The organism is Blautia obeum ATCC 29174, from assembly GCF_025147765.1.
GTDB lineage: Bacteria > Bacillota > Clostridia > Lachnospirales > Lachnospiraceae > Blautia_A > Blautia_A obeum.
In genome coordinates this window covers 3,393,019-3,414,891 of sequence record NZ_CP102265.1, presented here as the reverse complement: position 1 = coordinate 3,414,891, position 21,873 = coordinate 3,393,019, and the positions used below count along the sequence as shown (strand labels likewise).

14 protein-coding genes are annotated in these 21,873 nt (G+C 42.4%); 10 read left to right on the top strand and 4 right to left on the bottom strand.

The annotated features are described in order from the left end of the window. Positions 1–79: 79 nt before the first annotated feature. From NQ503_RS16305 to NQ503_RS16295, 3 genes are all read left to right on the top strand, one after another. Positions 80–3,316 (top strand): YhgE/Pip domain-containing protein, encoded by a 3,237-nt coding sequence (locus tag NQ503_RS16305; protein WP_005426182.1) that lies wholly within the window; start codon positions 80–82, stop codon positions 3,314–3,316. Positions 3,317–3,579: 263 nt separating this feature from the next. Beyond that, positions 3,580–5,106, top strand: a complete 1,527-nt coding sequence (locus NQ503_RS16300; protein WP_044925872.1) for a S1C family serine protease — start codon at positions 3,580–3,582, stop codon at positions 5,104–5,106. 191 nt (positions 5,107–5,297) lie between these two features. After that, positions 5,298–6,257 carry a 3'-5' exonuclease gene (locus NQ503_RS16295; RefSeq protein WP_005426193.1) on the top strand — a complete coding sequence of 320 codons (960 nt, stop codon included), beginning with the start codon at positions 5,298–5,300 and terminating at the stop codon, positions 6,255–6,257. Here the strand turns inward: NQ503_RS16295 and NQ503_RS16290 are convergent. Further along, positions 6,240–7,484 carry a D-alanyl-D-alanine carboxypeptidase family protein gene (locus NQ503_RS16290; protein ID WP_005426195.1) on the bottom strand — a complete coding sequence of 415 codons (1,245 nt, stop codon included), beginning with the start codon at positions 7,482–7,484 and terminating at the stop codon, positions 6,240–6,242. The two genes, NQ503_RS16295 and NQ503_RS16290, sit on opposite strands and share 18 nt — an antisense overlap. Positions 7,485–7,987: 503 nt before the next feature. Here NQ503_RS16290 and ileS point away from each other — a divergent pair. Together ileS and NQ503_RS16280 are read left to right on the top strand one after the other, a co-directional pair. Then, a complete protein-coding gene (ileS, locus tag NQ503_RS16285; RefSeq protein WP_044925873.1) occupies positions 7,988–11,140 on the top strand; it encodes an isoleucine--tRNA ligase in 3,153 nt (1,050 codons plus the stop codon). A gap of 94 nt (positions 11,141–11,234) precedes the next feature. Next, complete coding sequence (locus tag NQ503_RS16280; RefSeq protein ID WP_005426203.1) at positions 11,235–13,691, top strand: glycogen/starch/alpha-glucan phosphorylase; 2,457 nt, start codon at positions 11,235–11,237, stop codon at positions 13,689–13,691. Positions 13,692–13,943: 252 nt separating this feature from the next. Here the strand turns inward: NQ503_RS16280 and NQ503_RS16275 are convergent, their stop codons facing one another. Then, entirely contained in the window at positions 13,944–14,720 is a 777-nt protein-coding gene (locus NQ503_RS16275; RefSeq protein ID WP_005426205.1) for an HD domain-containing protein, read from the bottom strand. A gap of 80 nt (positions 14,721–14,800) precedes the next feature. Next, positions 14,801–15,688, bottom strand: a complete 888-nt coding sequence (locus tag NQ503_RS16270; RefSeq protein ID WP_005426208.1) for a helix-turn-helix transcriptional regulator — start codon at positions 15,686–15,688, stop codon at positions 14,801–14,803. A gap of 196 nt (positions 15,689–15,884) precedes the next feature. On the opposite strand from NQ503_RS16270, the gene NQ503_RS16265 reads away from it, so the two are divergent. Further along, positions 15,885–17,120, top strand: a complete 1,236-nt coding sequence (locus tag NQ503_RS16265) for a galactokinase (RefSeq protein ID WP_005426210.1) — start codon at positions 15,885–15,887, stop codon at positions 17,118–17,120. Positions 17,121–17,263: 143 nt separating this feature from the next. Here the strand turns inward: NQ503_RS16265 and NQ503_RS16260 are convergent, their stop codons facing one another. Further along, a complete protein-coding gene (locus NQ503_RS16260) occupies positions 17,264–18,004 on the bottom strand; it encodes a lysophospholipid acyltransferase family protein (protein ID WP_005426212.1) in 741 nt (246 codons plus the stop codon). Between the two features lie 149 nt (positions 18,005–18,153). On the opposite strand from NQ503_RS16260, the gene NQ503_RS16255 reads away from it, so the two are divergent. The 4 genes from NQ503_RS16255 to NQ503_RS16240 all read left to right on the top strand — a co-directional run bounded on the left by NQ503_RS16255 (position 18,154) and on the right by NQ503_RS16240 (position 21,803). Beyond that, positions 18,154–18,558 carry a protease complex subunit PrcB family protein gene (locus NQ503_RS16255; RefSeq protein WP_022388227.1) on the top strand — a complete coding sequence of 135 codons (405 nt, stop codon included), beginning with the start codon at positions 18,154–18,156 and terminating at the stop codon, positions 18,556–18,558. A gap of 17 nt (positions 18,559–18,575) precedes the next feature. Next, positions 18,576–20,132 (top strand): DUF3794 and LysM peptidoglycan-binding domain-containing protein, encoded by a 1,557-nt coding sequence (locus NQ503_RS16250; RefSeq protein WP_044925875.1) that lies wholly within the window; start codon positions 18,576–18,578, stop codon positions 20,130–20,132. A gap of 98 nt (positions 20,133–20,230) precedes the next feature. Then, on the top strand, positions 20,231–21,091 hold the full coding sequence (gene ispE, locus NQ503_RS16245; RefSeq protein WP_044925876.1) for a 4-(cytidine 5'-diphospho)-2-C-methyl-D-erythritol kinase: 861 nt from the start codon (positions 20,231–20,233) through the stop codon (positions 21,089–21,091). A 16-nt stretch (positions 21,092–21,107) separates the two neighbouring features. Next, positions 21,108–21,803, top strand: a complete 696-nt coding sequence (locus NQ503_RS16240; protein WP_005426219.1) for a GntR family transcriptional regulator — start codon at positions 21,108–21,110, stop codon at positions 21,801–21,803. Positions 21,804–21,873: the final 70 nt, after the last annotated feature.

The following is a 21,873-nucleotide window of genomic DNA, read 5'->3' as shown; positions in this document are numbered from 1 at the left end:
AATACGGATTGCAAAGAAAAGCAACATGATGTTGATTAATAGAGCTAAAGACTTTTACTAGAAAGAAAGGGGCACAATTATGATCAAAAATGAGTGGAAAAGCTTATGGAATAATAAGATTCTGATCATTGTCGTGATGGCGATCATTGTTATTCCGGTGATCTATGCGGGACTGTTCCTGAAATCCATGTGGGACCCATATGGAAATCTCGATAAACTTCCGGTAGCAGTAGTCAACAATGACAAATCAGTAGAATATAATGGAAAGACGTTAAGCGTCGGTTCAGATATGGTGGATGAACTGAAAGACAACGATTCACTGGATTTCCATTTTGTAGACAGCGACGAGGCAGAACAGGGACTGAAAAATGGAACCTATTATATGGTAATTACGATTCCGGAAGATTTTTCTTCTGATGCTTCTACACTGATGGATGACAATCCGAAGAAAATGGAACTGAAATATGAAACAAACCCGGGAACAAACTACATTGCTTCCAAAATGAGCGAAACTGCTCTGTCAAAGATTCGTGAGGCGGTTGCTTCCAAAGTAACAGAAACATACACACAGACAGTGTTCGATCAGATAGGCACAGTCGGAGACGGCATGCAGGAAGCTGCCGATGGATCAACAGAGCTTAAAGATGGTCTGACAACAGCCTCTGATGGAAATAAAACCATTACAACCAATCTGAAAAAACTTGCAGACAGCACGCTGACTTTCAAAAGCGGTGCTGAGACTCTGACAGAAGGTTTGAAAGAATATACAGATGGTGTATCGCAGGTTGACAGTGGTGCAGCACAGCTTGATGAAGGTGTTGGTACACTGACTGACAAAGTGCCGACACTGACAAATGGTGTGAATACATTAAATGATGGTGTGAAAAGTTATACAGACGGAGTGGCAACATTAAATGCTAATTCCGCACAGATCACATCCGGTGTGAACAGTCTGGCAACAGGTGCACAGAGTCTGGAGACAGGTCTGGATACATTAAAAAGTGGTACTACTCAGTATGTCAGCGGAGCAAATACACTGGTGGATGGTGTGACACAGTATGTTGCAGGTGCAGAACAGCTTGCAGCAGGTGCGAAACAGTTATCTGCACTGGAAAATCTGGATCAGGTTTCTACAGGAATCTCACAGTTGAATGCAGCAGTTTCTGACGGAAACAGTTCTCTTACAAGTGGAACACAGCAGCTGGAAAGTGGACTTGGACAGCTGTCATCGCAGTTAAAGACATTGGCAGGAAGTACAACCGCAGAGAGTATCAAACAGCTCGCATCCGGGTTAAACACAGCTAAAACGGGTATGGAATCTGCCAGTGCAGGAATGAGCAGTGCGGCAGATGGTATGAATCAGGCAGCATCCGGGATGAATACGGCAGCCGAGACAATCAGCGCAGCCAGTGCAGGTATCTCCCAGGCAGCATCCGGTATGCAGAGTGCAACGCAGCCGGTTGCTGCAGCAGCTAACAGCATGACAGGCATCGTCCAGCAGTGTGCACAGGATGCCAATAACCAGATCAGTGCAGCGAACGCACAGGTACAGGCAGCTAATAATCAGACAGCAGCCGCGAATGCGACGATTGCAAATGCTGCAGCAGCATTAAGTACACTGCAGGGTCAGGCTGATGAGAATGGAATGATTTCCGCAGAAAGTCTCAGTGCGGTGATCGGCTCTCTTACTCAGGCAGATGCAGGAGTCGCAGGCGTTGATGGAATCAGTGCAGACAGTTATACAGGTCAGGCACAGGCGGTTGTCAGTGCAGTTTCTGGCCAGCTGGCATCTGCACAGGCATCATTGAATGATACAGCTTCACAGTTAAATCAGGCAGCAGCCGGACTGAACAGTGGAGCAGAGACATTAAAAACAAAATCTTCTGATATGAGCAATGGTGCTTCTCAGATGAGTGCCGGAGCAAAACAGATGGAAGCAGGAGTTTCTTCGATTCCGGAAGTACCTTCTGATCCGATCAATACGGTAACTGCAGCAGTAAATCAGCTTTATGCAGGTGCACAGAAAGTGAATGCAGGCACAGGAAGCGTTTCTTCTGCATTGGATACACTGGAAGCAGGAACAAAAGATTTCCCGAAGGCAGCAGCCGGTGTAAAAGCACTGAACACAGGTTTTGAAACTCTGACAGCAAATGATGAAACTCTGACAACAGGAGCTGCAAGTCTGAAAGCAGCCGGAAGCAGTGTGACATCCGGTATCAGCCAGCTGAGTGTCGGTGGAAAGACACTTGCATCTGGTGTGACAACTCTCAGCAATGGACTGAAAACATATACAGATGGTGTAGCTACTCTTGCCGGCAATAACAAAGCATTGACAAGTGGAACACAGCAGCTTGCAGATGGAGCAAAGACACTTGCAGATGGAGCCGACCAGCTTGCATCCGGTACACAGACACTTCATGCAGGAACACAGAAACTGGTTTCCAATAACAGTAAGCTTAACAGTGGTGCTGACCAGCTTGCAGACGGAGCCGGACAGATTCAGGATGGTTCCTCCAAGCTTTATGACGGTTCCAAAGAACTGGGCGATGGTATCACAAAACTGGAAGATGGTTCTGATACACTTGCAACCAGTCTGAATGACGGTGCAAAAGAAGTAAAAGAAACAAATGCATCTGATGATACGATCAGCATGTTTGCAACACCGATCACAGATGAAGAAACAAAGATCACAACAGTAGAAAACAACGGTCACGCGATGGCACCTTATATGATGTCTGTAGGTCTCTGGGTAGGATGCCTGGCATTCTGCCTGATGTATCCGCTTACAGAGTATAAAGGAAAACTGAAATCCGGATTTGCATGGTGGGCAAGTAAAGCTTCTGTACTTTATCCGGTAGCAATCCTTCAGGGCGTACTTCTGATTCTTCTGCTTCATGTATTTGATGGATTTACTCCGGTAGAAATGACGAAGACAATCCTGTTTGCAGCACTGACTGGTGCATGCTTTACATCTATTATGTACTTCTTCAACATTACATTTGGTAAGGTAGGAAGTTTCCTGATGCTGATCTTCATGGTTGTTCAGCTTGCAGGATCTGCCGGAACTTATCCGGTTGAGATCTCACCGTCCTTTGTGGCGAAGATTCACTATTATCTGCCGTTTACTTATACAGTAAATGCATTCCGCAGCACGATATGCGGAGGAGAGAGCATCCGTCAGGCTGTGATCGTTCTGATCGGACTGACGATCATTTTCTCAATATTAACAATCCTTCAGTTCAACCATATGGCAAGAAGAAAGAAACAGGGCAAACTGGTTCTTCTCGACTGGCTGGAAGAAAAAGGGGTTGCATAAAGGCAGTCTTATATGCATAATAGAAGAGTGTTCTGATTATATAGAGTCACATCTGTAAAAGCGGATGTGGCTCTTTTTGGATAATGTTGCTTTTGGCGGAAGATGAAGTTTCCAGAATTAACAATTTCATCACATTTTTCCCACAAAGTAAACACAAATCATCCTTATACTCTTAAGCATAAAAGGAAAACAGAAACAGAGATAGCTATTCACGGGAAATGATTTATGAAGTGAACAGTAATGATCCTAAGGAGGGGATTTTGATGAGCGATAAAAACAACAACGTAATGATGAACAATGATATGAATAACAATATGAACAACGACAACGATCCGAAAGAAAGAATGAGAAAAAAAGTAAAGAAAGCAGCAGGTATTGCTCTTTGTGCAGTACTTGCCGGCGGACTTGCAGCAGGCTCCTTTGAAGGAATCAATACACTGACCGGATGGAACAGTAGCACAGTAGAAGCTGCATCCAATAAAGAAAATACAACATTTCTTCAGACAAAATCAAAGAAGAAGAGTTCCGATAAGAAATCAGATGACAAAGAGAAAAGCAAAGATGACTCTGAATCAAAGACAAAAGGAAGTCTGGATGTCTCTGATATCGCAGCAGAAGGAATGAAATCTGTTGTATCTATTACAACAAAATCTGTTCAGGATGTACAGAACTATCTTGGATATTATGGATTTGGCGGAAGCCAGGGATATACAACACAGCAGGAAGTTGAAGGAAGCGGTTCCGGTATCATTGTCGGAAAGAATGATGACAATCTTCTGATCGCTACCAACTATCATGTAGTAAGTGGCGCAGATACCGTATCTGTTACCTGCATTGATGGGGAAACCTATGCAGCAACCGTTAATGGCTATGATGAAGATAAAGACCTTGCAGTTGTTTCCGTACCGCTCTCTGATATTTCTGATGACACGATGGATCAGATCGAGGTAGCTACGATTGGAAGTTCTGATGATCTGAAAGTCGGTGAACAGGTTGTTGCAATTGGTAATGCACTTGGTTACGGACAGTCCGTAACAACCGGTATTGTCAGTGCAAAGAACCGTAAAATGAACGATCAGGGCATTGAGCAGGATGAAGATTCTGATGCAACAAATCTGATTCAGACAGATGCAGCAATTAACCCTGGTAACAGTGGCGGTGCTCTTCTGAATATGGATGGAGAAGTGGTTGGTATCAACTCTGCAAAACTTGCTTCCACAGAAGTTGAAGGTATGGGTTATGCGATTGCAATTTCAGATGTAACAGATACTCTGGAGCAGCTGATGAATGAAACACCTAGAGATAAAGTAGATAACCATGGTGTACTTGGTATCACAGGTATGTCTGTAAGTGATGAAGCTTCCCAGTATTATGGAGTTCCGGAAGGTGTTCTTGTATCCGAAGTAACAGATGGCGGAGCAGCAGACAAAGCCGGAATCAAAGAGAAATCTATCATCACAGAATTTGATGGTAAGAGAGTTCGCAGTATTGATGAACTGGTAAGCCGTCTTGAGTACTATGAACCAGGTGAAGAAGTAGAGGTAACTCTGGAAGTTGCAGATGGTGATTCTTATAAAGAGAAGAAAGTTACAGTAACACTCGGTGAGAATCCGGATGCAGATTCCAGCGATTCAAAGGATACATCATCTAAAGATGATGCGCAGGCTGAGGATTCTCAGGACGATTCACAGGATCAGGAAGACCAGAGTACGGACAGCCTTCTGCAGGATTTTGAGAATCAGCAGGCGGATGGAACTGCTTACGAACAGTTCTTTGGATTCCTTAATTAACTGTCATTAAAAGAGGTTTCTTGCGGGAAAATTTGTTTCCGTAAAAATATAATATTATAAGCAGGAAAGACCGGTGCAGAGAATTGTACCGGTCTTTTTCTGCTTGTGTTGAAAGAAAAGAGTCTGTCTGTTATACTAGACAACAGAGTAAATCCAAAGTAACTGTTTAAATAAAAAGAAGGAAATACTGTATGAATTATATTGTTTTTGACCTGGAGTGGAATCAGAGTCCCGGTGGAAAAAAATATTCCAACAGTCGTCTGCCTTTTGAGATCATTGAGATCGGTGCTGTGAAAATGAATGAGCAGAGGGAAGTTGTGGATGTTTTTCAGAGACTTGTGAAGCCACAGGTATATAACTGGATTCATGACAGCATACATGAAGTGATCCATGTGGATTATAAGGATCTTGCAGATGGCGAGCCTTTTCAGCAGGCGGTCAGAGAGTTTCTGAAGTGGTGCGGAGAGGAATATGTTTTCTGTACCTGGGGAAATCAGGATGTTATGGAACTACAGCGAAATATGAAGTATTATGGAATGCTTTCGCTGCTTCCAGGACCGGTCACATATTATGATGTGCAGAAAATATACGGAATCTGTCATGAAGAGGCCGGCGGACGAAGGAGCCTGGAATTTGCCATTGACCAGATGGGAATCCCGAAGGCGCAGGATTTTCATCGGGCACTGACGGATGCCCGGTATACCGGGGATATTTTTAAAACACTGGAACCTGCAGCAGTCTGTGTGAATTCATCTATTGATGTTTATCAGAATCCAAAGAATAAAAAAGAAGAGATTTTTATTTCATATCCCACGTATGATCAGTATGTGTCACGTGAGTTTGCAGACAAAGAAAAGGTAATGAAAGACCGGGAGGTTGCAAGTACCCGCTGTCCGGTATGTCATATGCCGGCCAAGCGTAAGATCCGCTGGTTTATGAATAATTCTCGTGCATATGAGAGTGTATCACTTTGTCAGAAGCATGGATATATCAAAGGAAAGGTGCGAATCCGCCATACGGACGAGGATGCATATTATGCAATCAAGAAGTTAAAGAGGATAGAAGAAAAAGATGCGGAAGAAATCCGTGAAAAAAGGGATTCCCTCCGCAAGAAGAGACAGGCGAAACGTCAGTCAGAGAAGCTGGTCTGAAAGAAGCCGTGTCTGATAATATCTGGCAGAGCCGACTACATGATCGTTATACGTATACGTAACGGTCAGAAGTGGGAGACCTGCCGGATTTTTTGTTATAGAGTAAGTTTTTTCCAGAGCATTGGTATCAACACCGGATGGGAGAGATACGCTGGCGGTACGTCTTGTTTCAAAGAGCGTATCGTCTTTATAATCTTTTAAAATGTATTTTTCAGCCGGAAGAAGATGTCTTGTTATTTTTGATGGAAGATCTTTTACCGCAGTTCTGGAAAAATTATTAAAACCATAATCCAGAAGAGCTTTTGTATCAGAGTAAGCACCGTTCACAGACTGCAGGACGACCGAAACCAGATAAGTATTGTCATTCTTTGCATAGGTAACAAGCGTATTTCCGGCAGCTTCGGTGTAACCGGTCTTTCCGCCTAAGACTCCGTTATATGCATATGCCTGATTCTTCATCATCTTATGATGGTTCAGAAGATAACGTGTCTCTGCAAACTTGTTTGTAGGAGGAATTTCATAATACTGCGTGGATGCAAATTTGCGGAAGGTTGGATTAAACCAGGCCGCGCGGGCAATCTTAGCCATATCGGAAGCCGTTGTATAATGGATTTCATCCGGAAGACCGTTCGGGTTATTAAAATGTGTATTAGTGCATCCAAGCTGACGCGCCTTGAGATTCATTTGTTCTACGAATTTTTTGGTGGAACCGGAAGTCAGTTCAGCGACCGCGAGAGTCATTTCATTAGCAGACTGGAGCATAACAGCCATCAGAGCCTGCTCGATGGTGAATTCCTCATCTGTGTCTGCATAGATACTGGAACTGTTGGTTTCGGTAATGCTTCGGGCAGCAGATGCAGTCATAGCAAATTTCTGTGAGGGATTCAGTTTTTCACAGCCGAGGAGAGCAGTCATGATCTTGGTGATACTGGCAGGGTACTGAGTCTTGTCCGCGTTTTTGGAGTAGAGGACTGCTCCGGTAAACATATCTACCAGAATTGCAGATTCACCTTCAATCTGTGGCCCTTTGACCCAGTCCTTGATGGAGTCGGTGTCTGCAGGCTGTTTATAATATGGAGTGTGCGGATCTGGTGTAGGAGTTGCCGTCACCAGAGGAGCACCGTATTCGTCTGTGGCGAAGACCGGGACTGCCTGTGTGATGATAACCGCAGAGCAGAGAACACCGGTCAGTATCCGCCGGAAAAATTGTTTCTTTTTTATATTCATGTAATTACCTTTCTGCACATACTTTCTTACAGTATATCATTCTTTACAATTATACTGTAATCATTTTCTGCATACAAGGGTTAAATCCATGCAAAATCCTTATAAAACCCCGTGATTCTCATAAAAAGACCTTGACATATGGAAAAATATAACCTTATAATAAAACAGCACAAATAGATATAAGTAAAAACTTTGATGGAGACAGTAGATCGGAATAAAATCCGCAGAGAGCCGGGAGAAGGTGGAAGCCTGGTGAGAGTAATTTCGATGGAAGATCACTCCGGAGTTTCTTTCCTGAAATTTTGAATAAGTAAGGAGAGACGGTGTTTCCGCCGTTAAAGGGAACATGTATCGGCATATATGATTATACTACCAGCCCGTACAATGTAACAGGTGGTGCGAATGTGGAAATTGCTTTCGTCCTTTTACAGGACGGAAGTTTTTTTTATTTCATTTGACTATTGATGAAAATTTTTCTGAAGAATTTAAAGGAGGAATCTGTTGTGTATCAGAAAGTAGATACGAACCTGAATTTCGTAGATCGTGAAAAACAGGTAGAAAAATTCTGGAAAGAAAACCATATCTTCGAAAAAAGTATGGAGGACCGTAAAGACGATCCTACTTATATGTTCTATGATGGACCGCCGACAGCAAACGGCAAACCGCATATCGGTCATGTACTGACCCGTGTTATCAAAGATATGATCCCGAGATACCGTACTATGAAAGGCTACATGGTACCTCGTAAAGCAGGATGGGATACCCACGGACTTCCGGTAGAGCTGGAAGTAGAGAAGAAACTTGGTCTGGACGGAAAAGAACAGATCGAGGAATATGGTATGGAGCCATTCATCCAGCAGTGTAAAGAGAGTGTCTGGAAATACAAAGGAATGTGGGAAGACTTTTCTTCAACAGTTGGTTTCTGGGCAGATATGGAGAATCCATATGTTACTTACCATGATGACTATATCGAGTCAGAATGGTGGGCTCTGAAAGAAATCTGGAATAAAAAACTTCTTTACAAAGGATTCAAGATCGTTCCTTACTGCCCGCGTTGTGGTACTCCGCTTTCTGCACAGGAAGTTTCCCAGGGATATAAAACAGTTAAAGAACGTTCCGCAATCGTTCGTTTCAAAGTTGTTGGAGAAGATGCATACTTCCTGGCATGGACCACAACACCGTGGACACTTCCGTCCAACGTTGCACTCTGCGTAAATCCAACAGAGACTTACTGCAAAGTAAAAGCAGCAGACGGCTATACTTATTATATGGCAGAAGCTCTGCTTGACAAAGTTCTCGGCAAACTTGGTTCCGAAGAGACACCGGCATACGAAGTTCTTGAGAAATATGTCGGAAAAGATCTGGAATACAAAGAATATGAGCCACTCTTCGCATGCGCAGGAGAAGCGGCAGCAAAACAGAAAAAGAAAGCTCATTTTGTTACAGCAGACAATTATGTAACTATGAGCGATGGTACCGGTATCGTTCATATCGCACCTGCATTCGGTGAAGACGACAGCCGTGTAGGACGCGATTATGACCTTCCGTTCGTACAGTTTGTAGACGGTAAAGGTGATATGACAGCAGAAACTCCATATGCAGGCGTTTTTGTCAAGAAAGCAGATCCGCTTGTACTTCAGGATCTGGATAAAGAAGGAAAACTTTTCGATGCTCCGAAATTCGAGCATGATTATCCGCACTGCTGGAGATGTGATACACCACTGATCTACTATGCACGTGAATCCTGGTTTATCAAGATGACAGCAGTTAAAGATGACCTGATCCGCAACAACAATACAATTAACTGGATTCCGGAGAGCATTGGTAAAGGACGTTTCGGTGACTGGCTGGAAAACGTTCAGGACTGGGGTATTTCCAGAAACCGTTACTGGGGAACACCACTGAACATCTGGCAGTGTGAATGTGGACATATGCATTCCATCGGAAGCCGTCAGGAACTGTTCGAGATGAGCGGTAACGAAAAAGCCAAGACAGTAGAACTTCATCGTCCATACATCGATGAGATCACACTGAAATGCCCGGAATGCGGTGGAACCATGCATCGTGTACCGGAGGTTATTGACTGTTGGTTTGACTCAGGAGCAATGCCTTTTGCACAGCATCACTATCCATTTGAAAATAAAGAACTTTTTGAAAAACAGTTCCCGGCAGACTTTATCTCTGAGGCTGTTGACCAGACGAGAGGATGGTTCTACTCCCTGCTTGCTGAGTCCACAATCCTGTTCAACCAGGCTCCATATAAGAACGTTATCGTTCTCGGACATGTACAGGATGAAAATGGCCAGAAGATGAGTAAGTCCAAAGGAAATGCAGTTGATCCGTTCGATGCACTTGAAAAATATGGTGCAGACGCGATCCGCTGGTACTTCTACATCAACAGTGCTCCATGGCTGCCGAACCGCTTCCACGGCAAAGCTGTTCAGGAAGGACAGCGTAAGTTCATGGGTACTCTGTGGAATACCTACGCATTCTTTGTTCTTTATGCAAATATTGACAATTTCGACCCGACAAAATATACTTTAGATTATGACAATCTTCCTGTTATGGACAAATGGCTGTTAAGCAAGCTGAATTCTGTAGTGAAGACTGTTGATGACTGCCTTGCAAACTACAAGATTCCGGAAAGTGCAAGAGCTCTTCAGGAGTTTGTAGATGAGATGAGTAACTGGTATGTAAGAAGAAGCCGTGAACGTTTCTGGGCTAAGGGCATGGAGCAGGATAAGATCAATGCTTACATGACTCTGTATACTGCTCTGGTAACAATTTCCAAAGCAGCAGCTCCGATGATTCCGTTCATGACAGAAGAAATCTATCAGAACCTTGTAAGAAGCGTTGATAAAGAAGCGATTGAGAGTATTCATCTCTGTGACTTCCCGAAAGTCGAAGAAGCATGGATCAATAAAGAGCTGGAAGACGATATGGAAGAACTCCTCAAGATTGTTGTTCTTGGACGTGCAGCAAGAAATACTGCAAATATCAAGAACCGTCAGCCGATTGGTACAATGTATATCAAAGCTGACAAAGAAATGGGCCAGTTCTATACAGATATCATTGCAGATGAGCTGAATGTCAAAGAAGTGAAGTTCGCAAATGATGTCGAATCCTTCATTTCCTACAGCTTTAAACCGCAGCTTCGTACAGTAGGACCGAAATACGGTAAACTTCTGAACGGTATCCGTACAGCACTTGCTGAGATCAACGGAACAGAAGCGATGAACGAGCTGAGATCCACAGGTCTTCTGACACTGGATATTAACGGAAACAAGGTAGAACTTTCTGAGGAAGACTTATTGATCGAGACTGCACAGACAGAAGGTTATGTAACAGAAGCAGATGGTGATATTTCTGTAGTTCTTGATACAAATCTGACACCAGAGCTGATTGAAGAAGGATTTGTCCGTGAGATCGTCAGCAAAGTACAGACAATGAGAAAAGAAGCTGGATTTGAAGTTATGGATAAGATTCATATCTATGCAAAAGACAATGACAAGATTCTTGAGCTCATGAAGAACCACAAAGAAGAAATCATGTCTGAAGTACTGGCAGAGGATATGACTCTGGGCACAACCGATGGCTATGTAAAAGAATGGAACATTAACAAAGAGCCAGTTGTTCTTGGTGTTGCAAAAATGTAAGAAGCTCATGCCCGGTAAATATACCGGGCATGATTTGCAAAAATTGGGGGAATAAAAAAGCGCAGCATTGCTGTGTGATTAAGGAGGAAACGCAATGATTGACAAGCAGTTTAAAAAAGAAGCTTTCAAAGAGAGCGTAAAGGAAAACGTTAAATTTCTTTATCGTAAAAAACTCGAAGAAGCTACACAGGAACAGATTTTCCAGGCTGTATGCTACACTGTAAAAGATGTTATCATTGATAACTGGCTGGAAACACAGAATGCATATAAAGAGCAGGATCCTAAGACAGTTTACTATATGTCCATGGAGTTCCTTATGGGACGTGCTCTTGGAAATAACCTGATCAACCTGACAGCATACAAAGAGGTAAAAGAAGCTCTGGATGAACTTGGTCTGGATCTTAACGTGATCGAGGATCAGGAACCGGACCCGGCACTTGGTAATGGTGGCCTGGGACGTCTTGCAGCATGCTTTCTAGATTCTCTTGCGACTCTGAATTACAGTGCGTATGGATGTGGTATCCGTTATCGTTATGGTATGTTCAAACAGCAGATCAAAGACGGATATCAGGTAGAAGTACCGGATAACTGGCTGAAAGATGGATATCCATTTGAACTTCGTCGTCCGGAATATGCAAAAGAAGTTCATTTCGGTGGATATGTTGATGTAGAATATGATCCGGCAACAGGATCCAACAAATTCGTACACAAGGGATATCAGGCAGTAAAAGCGGTTCCGTTTGATATGCCGATTGTAGGATATAATAACAAGATCGTAAACACCTTAAGAATCTGGGATGCAGAGCCAATCGTAGACTTCGAGCTTGACTCTTTCGATAAAGGTGATTATAAAAAAGCAGTTGAGCAGGAAAACCTTGCCCGCAATATCGTAGAAGTTCTTTATCCGAACGACAACCATATGGCTGGTAAAGAGCTGCGTCTGAAACAGCAGTATTTCTTTGTATCTGCAAGTCTTCAGGCTGCTATTGATAAATACAAAAAGAACCACAAAGATATCATGAAACTGCACGAAAAAGTTACTTTCCAGATGAACGATACTCATCCGACAGTAGCAGTAGCAGAACTTATGCGTATCCTTATGGACGAAGAAGGACTTGGATGGGATGATGCATGGTCTGTAACAACTAAATGTGTTGCTTACACAAACCATACAATCATGGCAGAGGCTCTTGAGAAATGGCCGGTTGAGCTGTTCTCCAGACTGCTTCCACGTGTATACCAGATCATCGAAGAGATCAACCGTCGTTTCATTCTTGACATTCAGGCTAAATATCCTGGAAATTATGACAAGATCAAGAAGATGGCAATCCTCTATGATGGACAGGTAAAAATGGCTCATCTTGCAATCGTTGCAGGTTACTCTGTAAACGGTGTTGCAAAACTTCATACAGAAATCCTTAAGAAACAGGAACTGAAAGATTTCTATGAAATGATGCCGGAGAAATTCAACAACAAGACAAACGGTATCACACAGAGACGTTTCCTGCTTCACGGAAACCAGCTTCTTGCAGACTGGGTAACAGATCATATCGGACCGGAATGGATCACAGATCTGTCTCAGATCAGCAAACTGAAAGTTTATGTTGATGATGAAAAAGCACAGCAGGAATTCATGAACATCAAATACCAGAACAAAGTTCGTCTGGCAAAATATATCCTGGAGCACAACGGAGTAGAGGTAAATCCACGTTCTATCTTCGATGTACAGGTTAAGAGACTTCATGAGTACAAACGTCAGCTTCTGAACATCCTGCATGTAATCTATCTGTATGACCAGATTAAGAAACATCCGGAAATGGATTTTTATCCAAGAACATTCATCTTCGGTGCAAAAGCATCTGCAGGTTATGCACGTGCTAAGAAAATCATTAAACTGATCAACTCTGTAGCAGATGTTGTAAACAATGATGCATCTATCGAAGGCAAGCTGAAAGTTGTATTCATCGAGAACTATCGTGTATCCAACGCTGAGATGATCTTTGCAGCAGCAGATGTTTCTGAGCAGATCTCTACTGCAAGTAAAGAGGCTTCCGGTACAGGTAACATGAAGTTCATGCTGAACGGTGCACCGACTCTGGGAACTATGGATGGTGCTAACGTTGAGATCGTTGATGAAGTTGGCAAAGAAAATGCATTTATCTTCGGTCTGAGCGCAGACGAAGTAATCAACTATGAAAACAATGGCGGATATGATCCGAGAGTCATCTACAATACAGATGATGAGATTCGTCAGGTACTGACAGAGCTTGTCAATGGAACATTCTCTTCTGATACAGAACTGTTCCGTGACCTGTACAATTCTCTTCTTAACCAGAACGGTGGAGAAAGAGCAGACCAGTACTTTATCCTTGCTGACTTCCGTTCTTATGCAGCAGCACAGAAGAAAGTGGAAGAAGCCTACAAAGATGAAAAAGGCTGGGCTCGTATGGCTATGCTGAACACAGCATGCGCTGGTAAGTTCACATCTGACAGAACTATCCAGGAATATGTGGATGATATCTGGCATCTGGACAAAGTTTTCGTAAAGTAAAAACTCTGCAAAGGGGACTTTGCCAGTCCCCTCTGCACACCCCTGGGCAGAAAGGCAAAAAATTTCCAGATAACATAAGACAGAAGGAAAGTATAAGATATGCTTGGCTCCTGGATTGTGGTATGGGGAAGTGTATCCTGTGTGGGGACAGATAGATGGAATAAATAAAGGGAATCTGGATTTTCAGTAAAATTGAAAATTCTGATTCCCTTTTTTACATAAGGTCGGATGGTGGGGGGTGAATGTGGATTTTTACCAGGTGCATCCGGAATTAGTGTGGATAAATGCGGCCAGATGGGTGCGAATGGTTTCCATTTTCTGCCGGGTGTCGGGATTGGTGTATGGGATGCGGTTAATGATTCGGTTCAGGTAGTGGTGTTCTTCGATGATATCGAGGCTTGCGCGGAAATAGATATCGCTGAAGTAGGCAACGTAGGATACCCAGTAGTCCATTTTGGTAACCCGGTCAGGGGAGTAGATGCACTGATTTTTAAAGATGGTGTCGTATACGACAGGGGTGATTTCCTGTGCGCCGATTTCTTCGGCAGAGGCTCCCATAAATATCTGAAGGTCGTCTTTCAATTTGACGCGACAGTTGTCCAGCTTGTCAGCATCGCGGATCAGGCGTGCATGAAGAAGTGTACGTGGATCGGTAATTCCTTCAAGACAGAAATCGCTGTGGTGTGCAATGGAGGTTTTGATGATATCATCCCAGGTGTCTTCTGGAACGAACTGGCGGATCATTCCTTCCTCAAATAAAACCTTTACACCGTAGGCAGCGTGATCCATAGTGGTTGGTTCGAAGCTGTCAAAGCGTTTTAACTGTTCAAAACGGCCAATGTCATGGAGAAGGGCGATGATACGTGCAAGTTCAGTGTCTTCTTCTGATAATTGCATGCGATGGCAGATTTCTTCCATGGCATGTACGACACCGTAGGTATGTATGATTTTGAGACGGACTTTATCGTTGTTACTGTCATAGCTATCCAGGTATTTCTCGAATTGCTGTTTTGCATTATTGTAATTCATAGATATTCATCCCTTTACGTTTTTATCTCAGTATATAAAAATATAAAATGCTTGACAAGATTCGACAAAAAATGACATCTTTATTGCTTCAAGAGATTTTTTCGGTATTCTCTCGGGCTGCAACCCTTGATCTTACTGAATACTTTTGTGTAATAGTTGGAATCTGAAAATCCGGTCTTTTCAGCAATGTTGCTGATGGATTCTTTTGTATTCAGGTATTCCAGGCTTCGCTCGATTCGGTATTCTTTAAGAAAAGCGAAGAGTGTAGTATTCATATGTCGCTTGAACAGGCGGGTGCATTCGCTTTCACACAGATGTATATTTTCGGAAATATCTGTAAGAGTGATCCGGTTCATATAATTCTGCTCTATATACGAGAGGATTTTACGGATACGTTCATACTCTGTGAGATCAGATGCGGGAGATACAGCCTGAAGCGGAAAATGCTCTGCCAGCAGTTTCCACATAGTCTGCATATGTATGGAAATATCCAGCTCATAGAAATCAGGCTTTTCTTTGTCCAGGGAGATGACTTTCAGCATATGGTCGCGAAAAATCGTATGCCAGTTTTCAGAATAATCGATATGCATGGCACATACGGCAAGATTCTGTATGACAGGATCTACATATTTGGTACAAATCGTACTCTGAAAGAAGCCGTAGATCAGCTTGGAATCAAAGGTGATCGGAATATAAGAACAGTCTTCCTGATCCTCCATTTCACCGGAATGTAGTGCATTGGAATTGCAGAAAATAATGTCTCCTTCCTTCAGATGGAAGGAACGATTATTCACACGGTAATGCATCGAGCCTTTTTTTATATAGGTGATTTCAATCTCCGGATGACAGTGCCACAGGAAGGAATTGGAATCATACTCTGATAAACGCTGGTAACTGACGAGAAACGGAAAATGATCGCTGCCGTGTTTTTTTAATTCTTTTTGAAACTGATTTGTGATGATCTGCATGGACTCTGGCCTCCGTTAAGTAGCGTCAAACGCATAAAATTACAGATAGTGTTCTTTTATTATAGGCATATTTTTATATAAAACGCAAGATTTTACCATTTTTTCGCAGATTAATTAAGGAATTTTACTATAGATACGTTATAATAAAATTACAGGATGTATTTAGATCGTAAAAAATATAAAGGAGAATGAAATCATGAATTTACCGGAAACAGCAAAACTTCAGGAAATTTACGGGGAAACAGAAATCAGCGGAGCACGTTTCAAAAATCTTGCAGATAATTTTTCAAAAATCTATGGACAGGATAAGGCAGAATACTTTACAGCACCTGGAAGAACAGAGATCATTGGTAATCATACAGATCATAACGGTGGTAAAGTAATTGCAGGAAGCATTAATCTGGATACGATAGGGGCAGCTTATCCGAATGGAACACAGGTGATCCGTATCACAAGTGAAGGATACAGGGATGAAATCGTAGTTGACCTTACAAAGCTCAGCAAGAGTAATTACAAAAAAGGCACAGCAGCACTTGTAGCAGGAATGATGGAAGGTGCGCAGAAGAATGGTTTTGAAACAGGTGGATTTGATGCTTATGTCAGCACCAATGTTATTGCGGCAGCAGGTGTCAGCTCTTCTGCTTCTTTTGAAATGCTGATCTGTACGATCATTGATTACTTTTTCAATGAGAGCAAAATGTCCTTTAATGATTATGCCAAAGTAGGTCAGTACGCAGAAAATGTATACTGGGACAAGGCATCCGGAATGATGGATCAGATGGCATGTGCAGTTGGTGGTCCGGTACTGTTTGATTTTGCAGACAGAGATAACCTGAAATATAGCAAACTGGATTTTTCCTTCGGAAAATTTGGATACAGACTTGTTATTGTAAACACAGGAAAAGGTCATGCAGATCTCAGTCAGGAATATTCTGAGATCCCTGGTGAGATGAAAGCGGTTGCAAAAGTACTTGGTGTGGAACTTCTTCATGAAACAAATGTAGATGCACTTCTTGAACACTGCAATGAAATTGAAGATGACAGAGCCGTCCTTCGTGCACTTCATTTCTTTGGAGAAACATCACGCGTAGAAGATGCAGCAGATGCGATTCATCACAATGATTACGACAAGTTCCTTGAATTGATCGATGAGTCAGGAAAATCTTCATGGGAACTTCTTCAGAACTGCTACACAATGAAAGATTTTCATGAGCAGAAGATTACCAGAACACTTGCATTGACTCAGCTCTTCCTCAAGAAGATCGGGGCAGGTGTATGCCGTGTTCATGGAGGCGGTTTTGCAGGTGTTATCGCAGCAATCGTGCCGGAAAAAGAACAGGATAATTACGTAGAATATATTTCCAGATTTGTTGGAAAAGAAAATGTATATCCGATGGACATCCGCGCGATCGGAGCAGTACATATTGGATAATATGAAAGATAAACGACAACAGTTGATTATCCTTTGAAAATTATTAAAATACATACATAAAAAACATAAGGTATCATAAATACAGACAAAGGAGAGATTCTTTGAAGATCATTTCCTATATTTCTGTATTTATGATACCTTTTTTATACCAGTGATTTATTCTTTTCAAGCATTTCGTAAATGATATTTTGAGTATAAGTTCCGAGATGCCTCTGATCCTCTTTGGAAAGTTCTTTTACATAGATCGGTTTACCGTATTCCAGAACAACATGTGTGGATTTGATCTTTGGCATATGTGCCTCAAAAATTTCTGCGGTATTGTTCATCGCCATCGGGATGATCGCACACCCGGATTTGCTGGCAATTTTGAAACTTCCCTCATGGAACGGAAGGAGTTCCAGTTCATCCTTGTTTTTGTTCCGGGTTCCTTCCGGGAAGATGCAGATGGAGATGCCGGATTTGATCTTTTCAATAGCGGTAAGGATGGTTTTCAGTCCCTGTTTGATATCCTTACGATCCAGAAACAGGCAATGCAGATAGCGCATCCAGTTGGAAAGAAGCGGATATCGTTCCATTTCTTTCTTTGCAATATAACCGGTACGGATCGGGCAGCGACTGTAGGAAAGTACAATGTCAAAGTAGCTTCTGTGATTACCAATATAAAGGACTGGTGTGTCTTTTGGGACATTTTCTTCACCGATTATCGTGACCTTGGTTCCGGCTTCCCACAGAATAAATTTAAAAACTGCCTGGATAATACGAAGAGAGCTGATCTCTTTTGTTCGCGGTGAAAATTTTCCGATGATCCATTCCACAAAAAGGATTGGAATAGATAAAATCAGAAATCCAATGACCGTGATGGCAACAATAACTAAACGAATCATAATGAATTCCTCTTTCTGTCAAAAAGATGTCCCGCATAGCAAGACTCTGGTACAAGTATAAGTGATTTTGCAAATACTTGCAATAAATGTTTTATACTCTGCATAGAATACATACTGAAGAAATCTAATACCGGGAAATGAGAGAATTTATGAAAAAAGCAGCTTCTCTGCTGTGTCTGGCAGTGCTTTTTCTTATGTTGGGCGGATGTCAGATGATACGGATCGAGGAAGAAAATAAAACACCACTTGCATATACCGTGATCGAGGATTCCCAGATTCCGGAAGAAATGCAGGAGCTGATCAGAGAAAAGAAAGAAACAGAATTTCAGATTGCCTATCAGAAGGGAACGGAGCTGTTTCTGGCAAAAGGGTATGGCCGACAGATGAGTGGAGGATACAGCATTCAGGTAAAAGAACTTTCTGCATCTTCAAATGCAGTTTTTTTTGAAACAAAACTGATCGGTCCGACGGAAAAGATTCAGGGCGGGGAACCGTCATATCCGTATATTGTGATAAAGACAGAATACCGGGATGGTCCGGTGCAGTTTCAGTGAGACGGGAGGATGGAATTGTGGAATTAAAAAAAGAAGATATTCAGATATTAAGGACAAAGAGCAAGGCATCCAGCCAGGTAACATTTGATGTGGATTACAATGTACCGGATGTAAAACCGGACATTGGACGTATGATTCAGAATAAGGGGGAGATGACAGTAGAAGAAGTGCGCCTGAATGAAGGGCATGCATTTCTGAAAGGAAAACTGCAGGCAGATCTTCTTTATGTCGGTGAGGAGGATGGCAGGATCTACAGTCTTTCTGCAAATCTTCCAATGGAAGAGACACTGAATCTGGATGGAATAGTCAACGGGGATAAAATGTGCCTGAAATGGGAAATTGAGGATCTGAGCATTCATATCATCCATTCCAGAAAAATGAATATTAAAGCAGTGGTTACTTTTTTTGCTTCTGTAGATGAGCTGACAGGAGTACGGCTTCCGGTATCTCTTGATGATGAGACAGTATCTGTGCAGAAAAAAACAATGCGTGTACTGAGTCTTGTAATACATAAAAAGGATACTATGCGCCTGAAAGAGGAAATAACACTTGTATCGAACAAACCTAATATAGCAGAGCTGCTCTGGTATACAACAGAAGTTCGTGGGCTGGATCTCAGACCTGAAGAAAACAGTGTAAAGGCCAAAGGAGAACTTTTTATTTTTGCATTATATACAGGTGATGATGAAAGTGGAACGCTCCAGTGGATAGAACATTCCATACCATTTAATGGAGAGGTGGAGTGCTCAGGCTGTATTTCGGAAATGATCCCAAATCTGGAAGCTGCTGTGATCAATCAGACCCTGGAGGTAAAACCGGATGCGGATGGAGAAGAAAGAAAGCTTCAGGCAGATGTTGTACTGGAACTGGATATGAAGCTTTATCAGGAAGAAGATCATGAGGTCATCATGGATGTGTATACACCGTTTCGTCAGTGTATGCCAAAAGGTCGGAAAGAGATACTGGAAAGTCTTCTTGTCCGTAATTTCTCCCGATGCAGGATCGCAGACAGGATAGAAGTCAAAGAGACACAGGGGAAGATCCTTCAGATCTGTCACAGCCAGGGCAAAATAAAAATAGACAAAATCCAAATCGTTAAAGATGGAATTCTGGCAGAAGGAATTGTACGACTAAAAGTGCTGTATATTGTAGAAAATGATGAAATGCCGTTTTATTCCATGGAAGCAATGCTGCCGTTCAGTCACGTAGTTGAAGCCAAAGGCATTACAGAAAACAGTGTATATTATCTGCATACGGAACTGGAACAGCTTTCAACGACAATGGTAGACAGCAATGATATTGAGATCCGGGCAACGATAGGACTGAATGTGCTTGTGATCCAGTGCAGTGAGGAGATGATTCTTGAAAAAATTGAAGAAATTCCACTGGATCAGGAAAAAATCCGGAATATGCCGGGAATTACAGTGTATATCATGAAACCAGGTGATACATTGTGGAATATTGCGAAAAAATTTTATACAACGGTGGATGAGATCATACAGATGAATAATCTGGACGGGGATGAGGTATCTTCCGGAACACCACTTCTTCTGGTGAAAAAAGTCGAAGAATAATATTGAATTTAGTATGAAAATCGGCTAAAATATAGCCAGATCATGTTTGTATACAAAGTACAAAGGAACGAAAAGTACAAAGGATGGAAGGTGAATTTATGCGTTTACGTGCAATGGCCAAGATTAATCTGGGACTGGATGTTCTTCGCAAAAGAGAGGATGGATATCATGAGGTTCGAATGATCATGCAGACGATCCAGATGTATGATCTTCTGGATATCCGGAAGAAGGAAGAACCGGGGATCTCCTTATCTACCAATCTTCCATATGTCCCGTCAGATGAAAGAAATCTGGTATATAAAGCAGCAAAACTTCTTATGGATGAATTTGATATCAAAGAAGGCCTTTCTATGAAGCTGACGAAATTTATTCCGGTGGCAGCTGGTATGGCTGGAGGAAGCTCGGATGCAGCAGCAGCATTTGTAGGAGTGAATCGTCTGTTTCGTCTTGGATTAAGTGAAGAGGAACTGATGAAGAGGGCAGTACAGGTTGGTGCGGATGTTCCGTATTGTGTTATGCGTGGAACTGCACTTGCAGAAGGAATTGGAGAGAAGCTGACCAGACTTCCGGGACTGCCGAAATGCTATGTGTTGGTTGGTAAACCGGGAATCAATGTTTCCACAAAACTTGCCTATGAAAATCTTCATCTGGATCAGATTCAGTCACACCCGGATATTGATGGAATGATCAGTGACATTGGGAATCAGGATCTTCACAGTCTTACTGCGAAAATGCAAAATGTTTTTGAACCGGGAATCATCAGTCAGTATCCGGTTATTCAGGAGATTAAAGATCTTATGGAAGCGAACGGTGCGCTTAAGGCAATGATGAGCGGAAGCGGACCGACCGTCTTTGGAATATTTGATGACCGCAGTAAACTTCGGGAAGCTACGGAAGCGCTTCGCAACAGTCATCTGGCGAAAACTGTATTTGCAACACAGATATACAATAAAAAGTAAGAAAGGGGAAGTACTTATGATAAATGATTTTTCTGTAGACATGAATGAATATCTGCCATTACGCGATGTTGTATTTAATACACTCCGTAAAGCAATTTTAAAAGGTGAACTGAAGCCAGGAGAACGACTGATGGAAATTGCACTTGCAGAACGTCTTGGTGTCAGCAGGACTCCGGTAAGGGAAGCTATGCGAAAACTGGAACTGGAAGGTCTGGTTGTGATGATTCCCCGAAGAGGTGCACAGGTTGCCAATATCACAGAGAAAGATCTGAATGATGTTCTGGAAGTTCGAATTGCTCTGGAAAATCTTTCTATTGAAAATGCATGTGCACGTATGACAGAGGAACAGCTGGCGGAATTGTGGAAAGCGGCCAAAGACTTCGAAGCAACTATGGCAGAGGGTAATCTGGTCAAGCTTGCAGAGGCCGATGTGGCATTTCACGAAGTGATTTATAAATCTTCTGATAACAGAAGACTGAATCAGGTATTGAATAATCTTCGGGAACAGATTTATCGTTACCGTGTGGAGTATCTGAAGGATGAAGAGACAAGAAATCTTCTCGTCAAAGAACATGAAGAAATTTACGAAGCAATCCGTAATCGTGATGTAAAACAGGCGCAGGAGATTTCCTATCAGCATATTGAGAATCAGCGGGAGGCGATCATACGGTCTATCCGTGAAGAGACACAGAACCGACAGGTTCATAAATAAAACGGTCAGCAGTGTCTGCACACATAAAATCTTATAATCTGGTTATTCTAAAAGAGATGCATAAAGTGTA

Bases quoted from the DNA above. Each gene is read 5' to 3' on its own strand.
- NQ503_RS16305 (WP_005426182.1), top strand. From the start codon at position 80: ATGATCAAAAATGAGTGGAAAAGCTTATGGAATAATAAGATTCTGATC.
- NQ503_RS16275 (WP_005426205.1), bottom strand. From the start codon at position 14,720: ATGAATTACAATAATGCAAAACAGCAATTCGAGAAATACCTGGATAGC.
- NQ503_RS16265 (WP_005426210.1), top strand. From the start codon at position 15,885: ATGAATTTACCGGAAACAGCAAAACTTCAGGAAATTTACGGGGAAACA.
- NQ503_RS16290 (WP_005426195.1), bottom strand. From the start codon at position 7,484: ATGAATATAAAAAAGAAACAATTTTTCCGGCGGATACTGACCGGTGTT.
- NQ503_RS16280 (WP_005426203.1), top strand. From the start codon at position 11,235: ATGATTGACAAGCAGTTTAAAAAAGAAGCTTTCAAAGAGAGCGTAAAG.
- NQ503_RS16295 (WP_005426193.1), top strand. From the start codon at position 5,298: ATGAATTATATTGTTTTTGACCTGGAGTGGAATCAGAGTCCCGGTGGA.
- NQ503_RS16270 (WP_005426208.1), bottom strand. From the start codon at position 15,688: ATGCAGATCATCACAAATCAGTTTCAAAAAGAATTAAAAAAACACGGC.
- ispE (WP_044925876.1), top strand. From the start codon at position 20,231: ATGCGTTTACGTGCAATGGCCAAGATTAATCTGGGACTGGATGTTCTT.
- NQ503_RS16240 (WP_005426219.1), top strand. From the start codon at position 21,108: ATGATAAATGATTTTTCTGTAGACATGAATGAATATCTGCCATTACGC.
- NQ503_RS16260 (WP_005426212.1), bottom strand. From the start codon at position 18,004: ATGATTCGTTTAGTTATTGTTGCCATCACGGTCATTGGATTTCTGATT.
- NQ503_RS16255 (WP_022388227.1), top strand. From the start codon at position 18,154: ATGAAAAAAGCAGCTTCTCTGCTGTGTCTGGCAGTGCTTTTTCTTATG.
- NQ503_RS16300 (WP_044925872.1), top strand. From the start codon at position 3,580: ATGAGCGATAAAAACAACAACGTAATGATGAACAATGATATGAATAAC.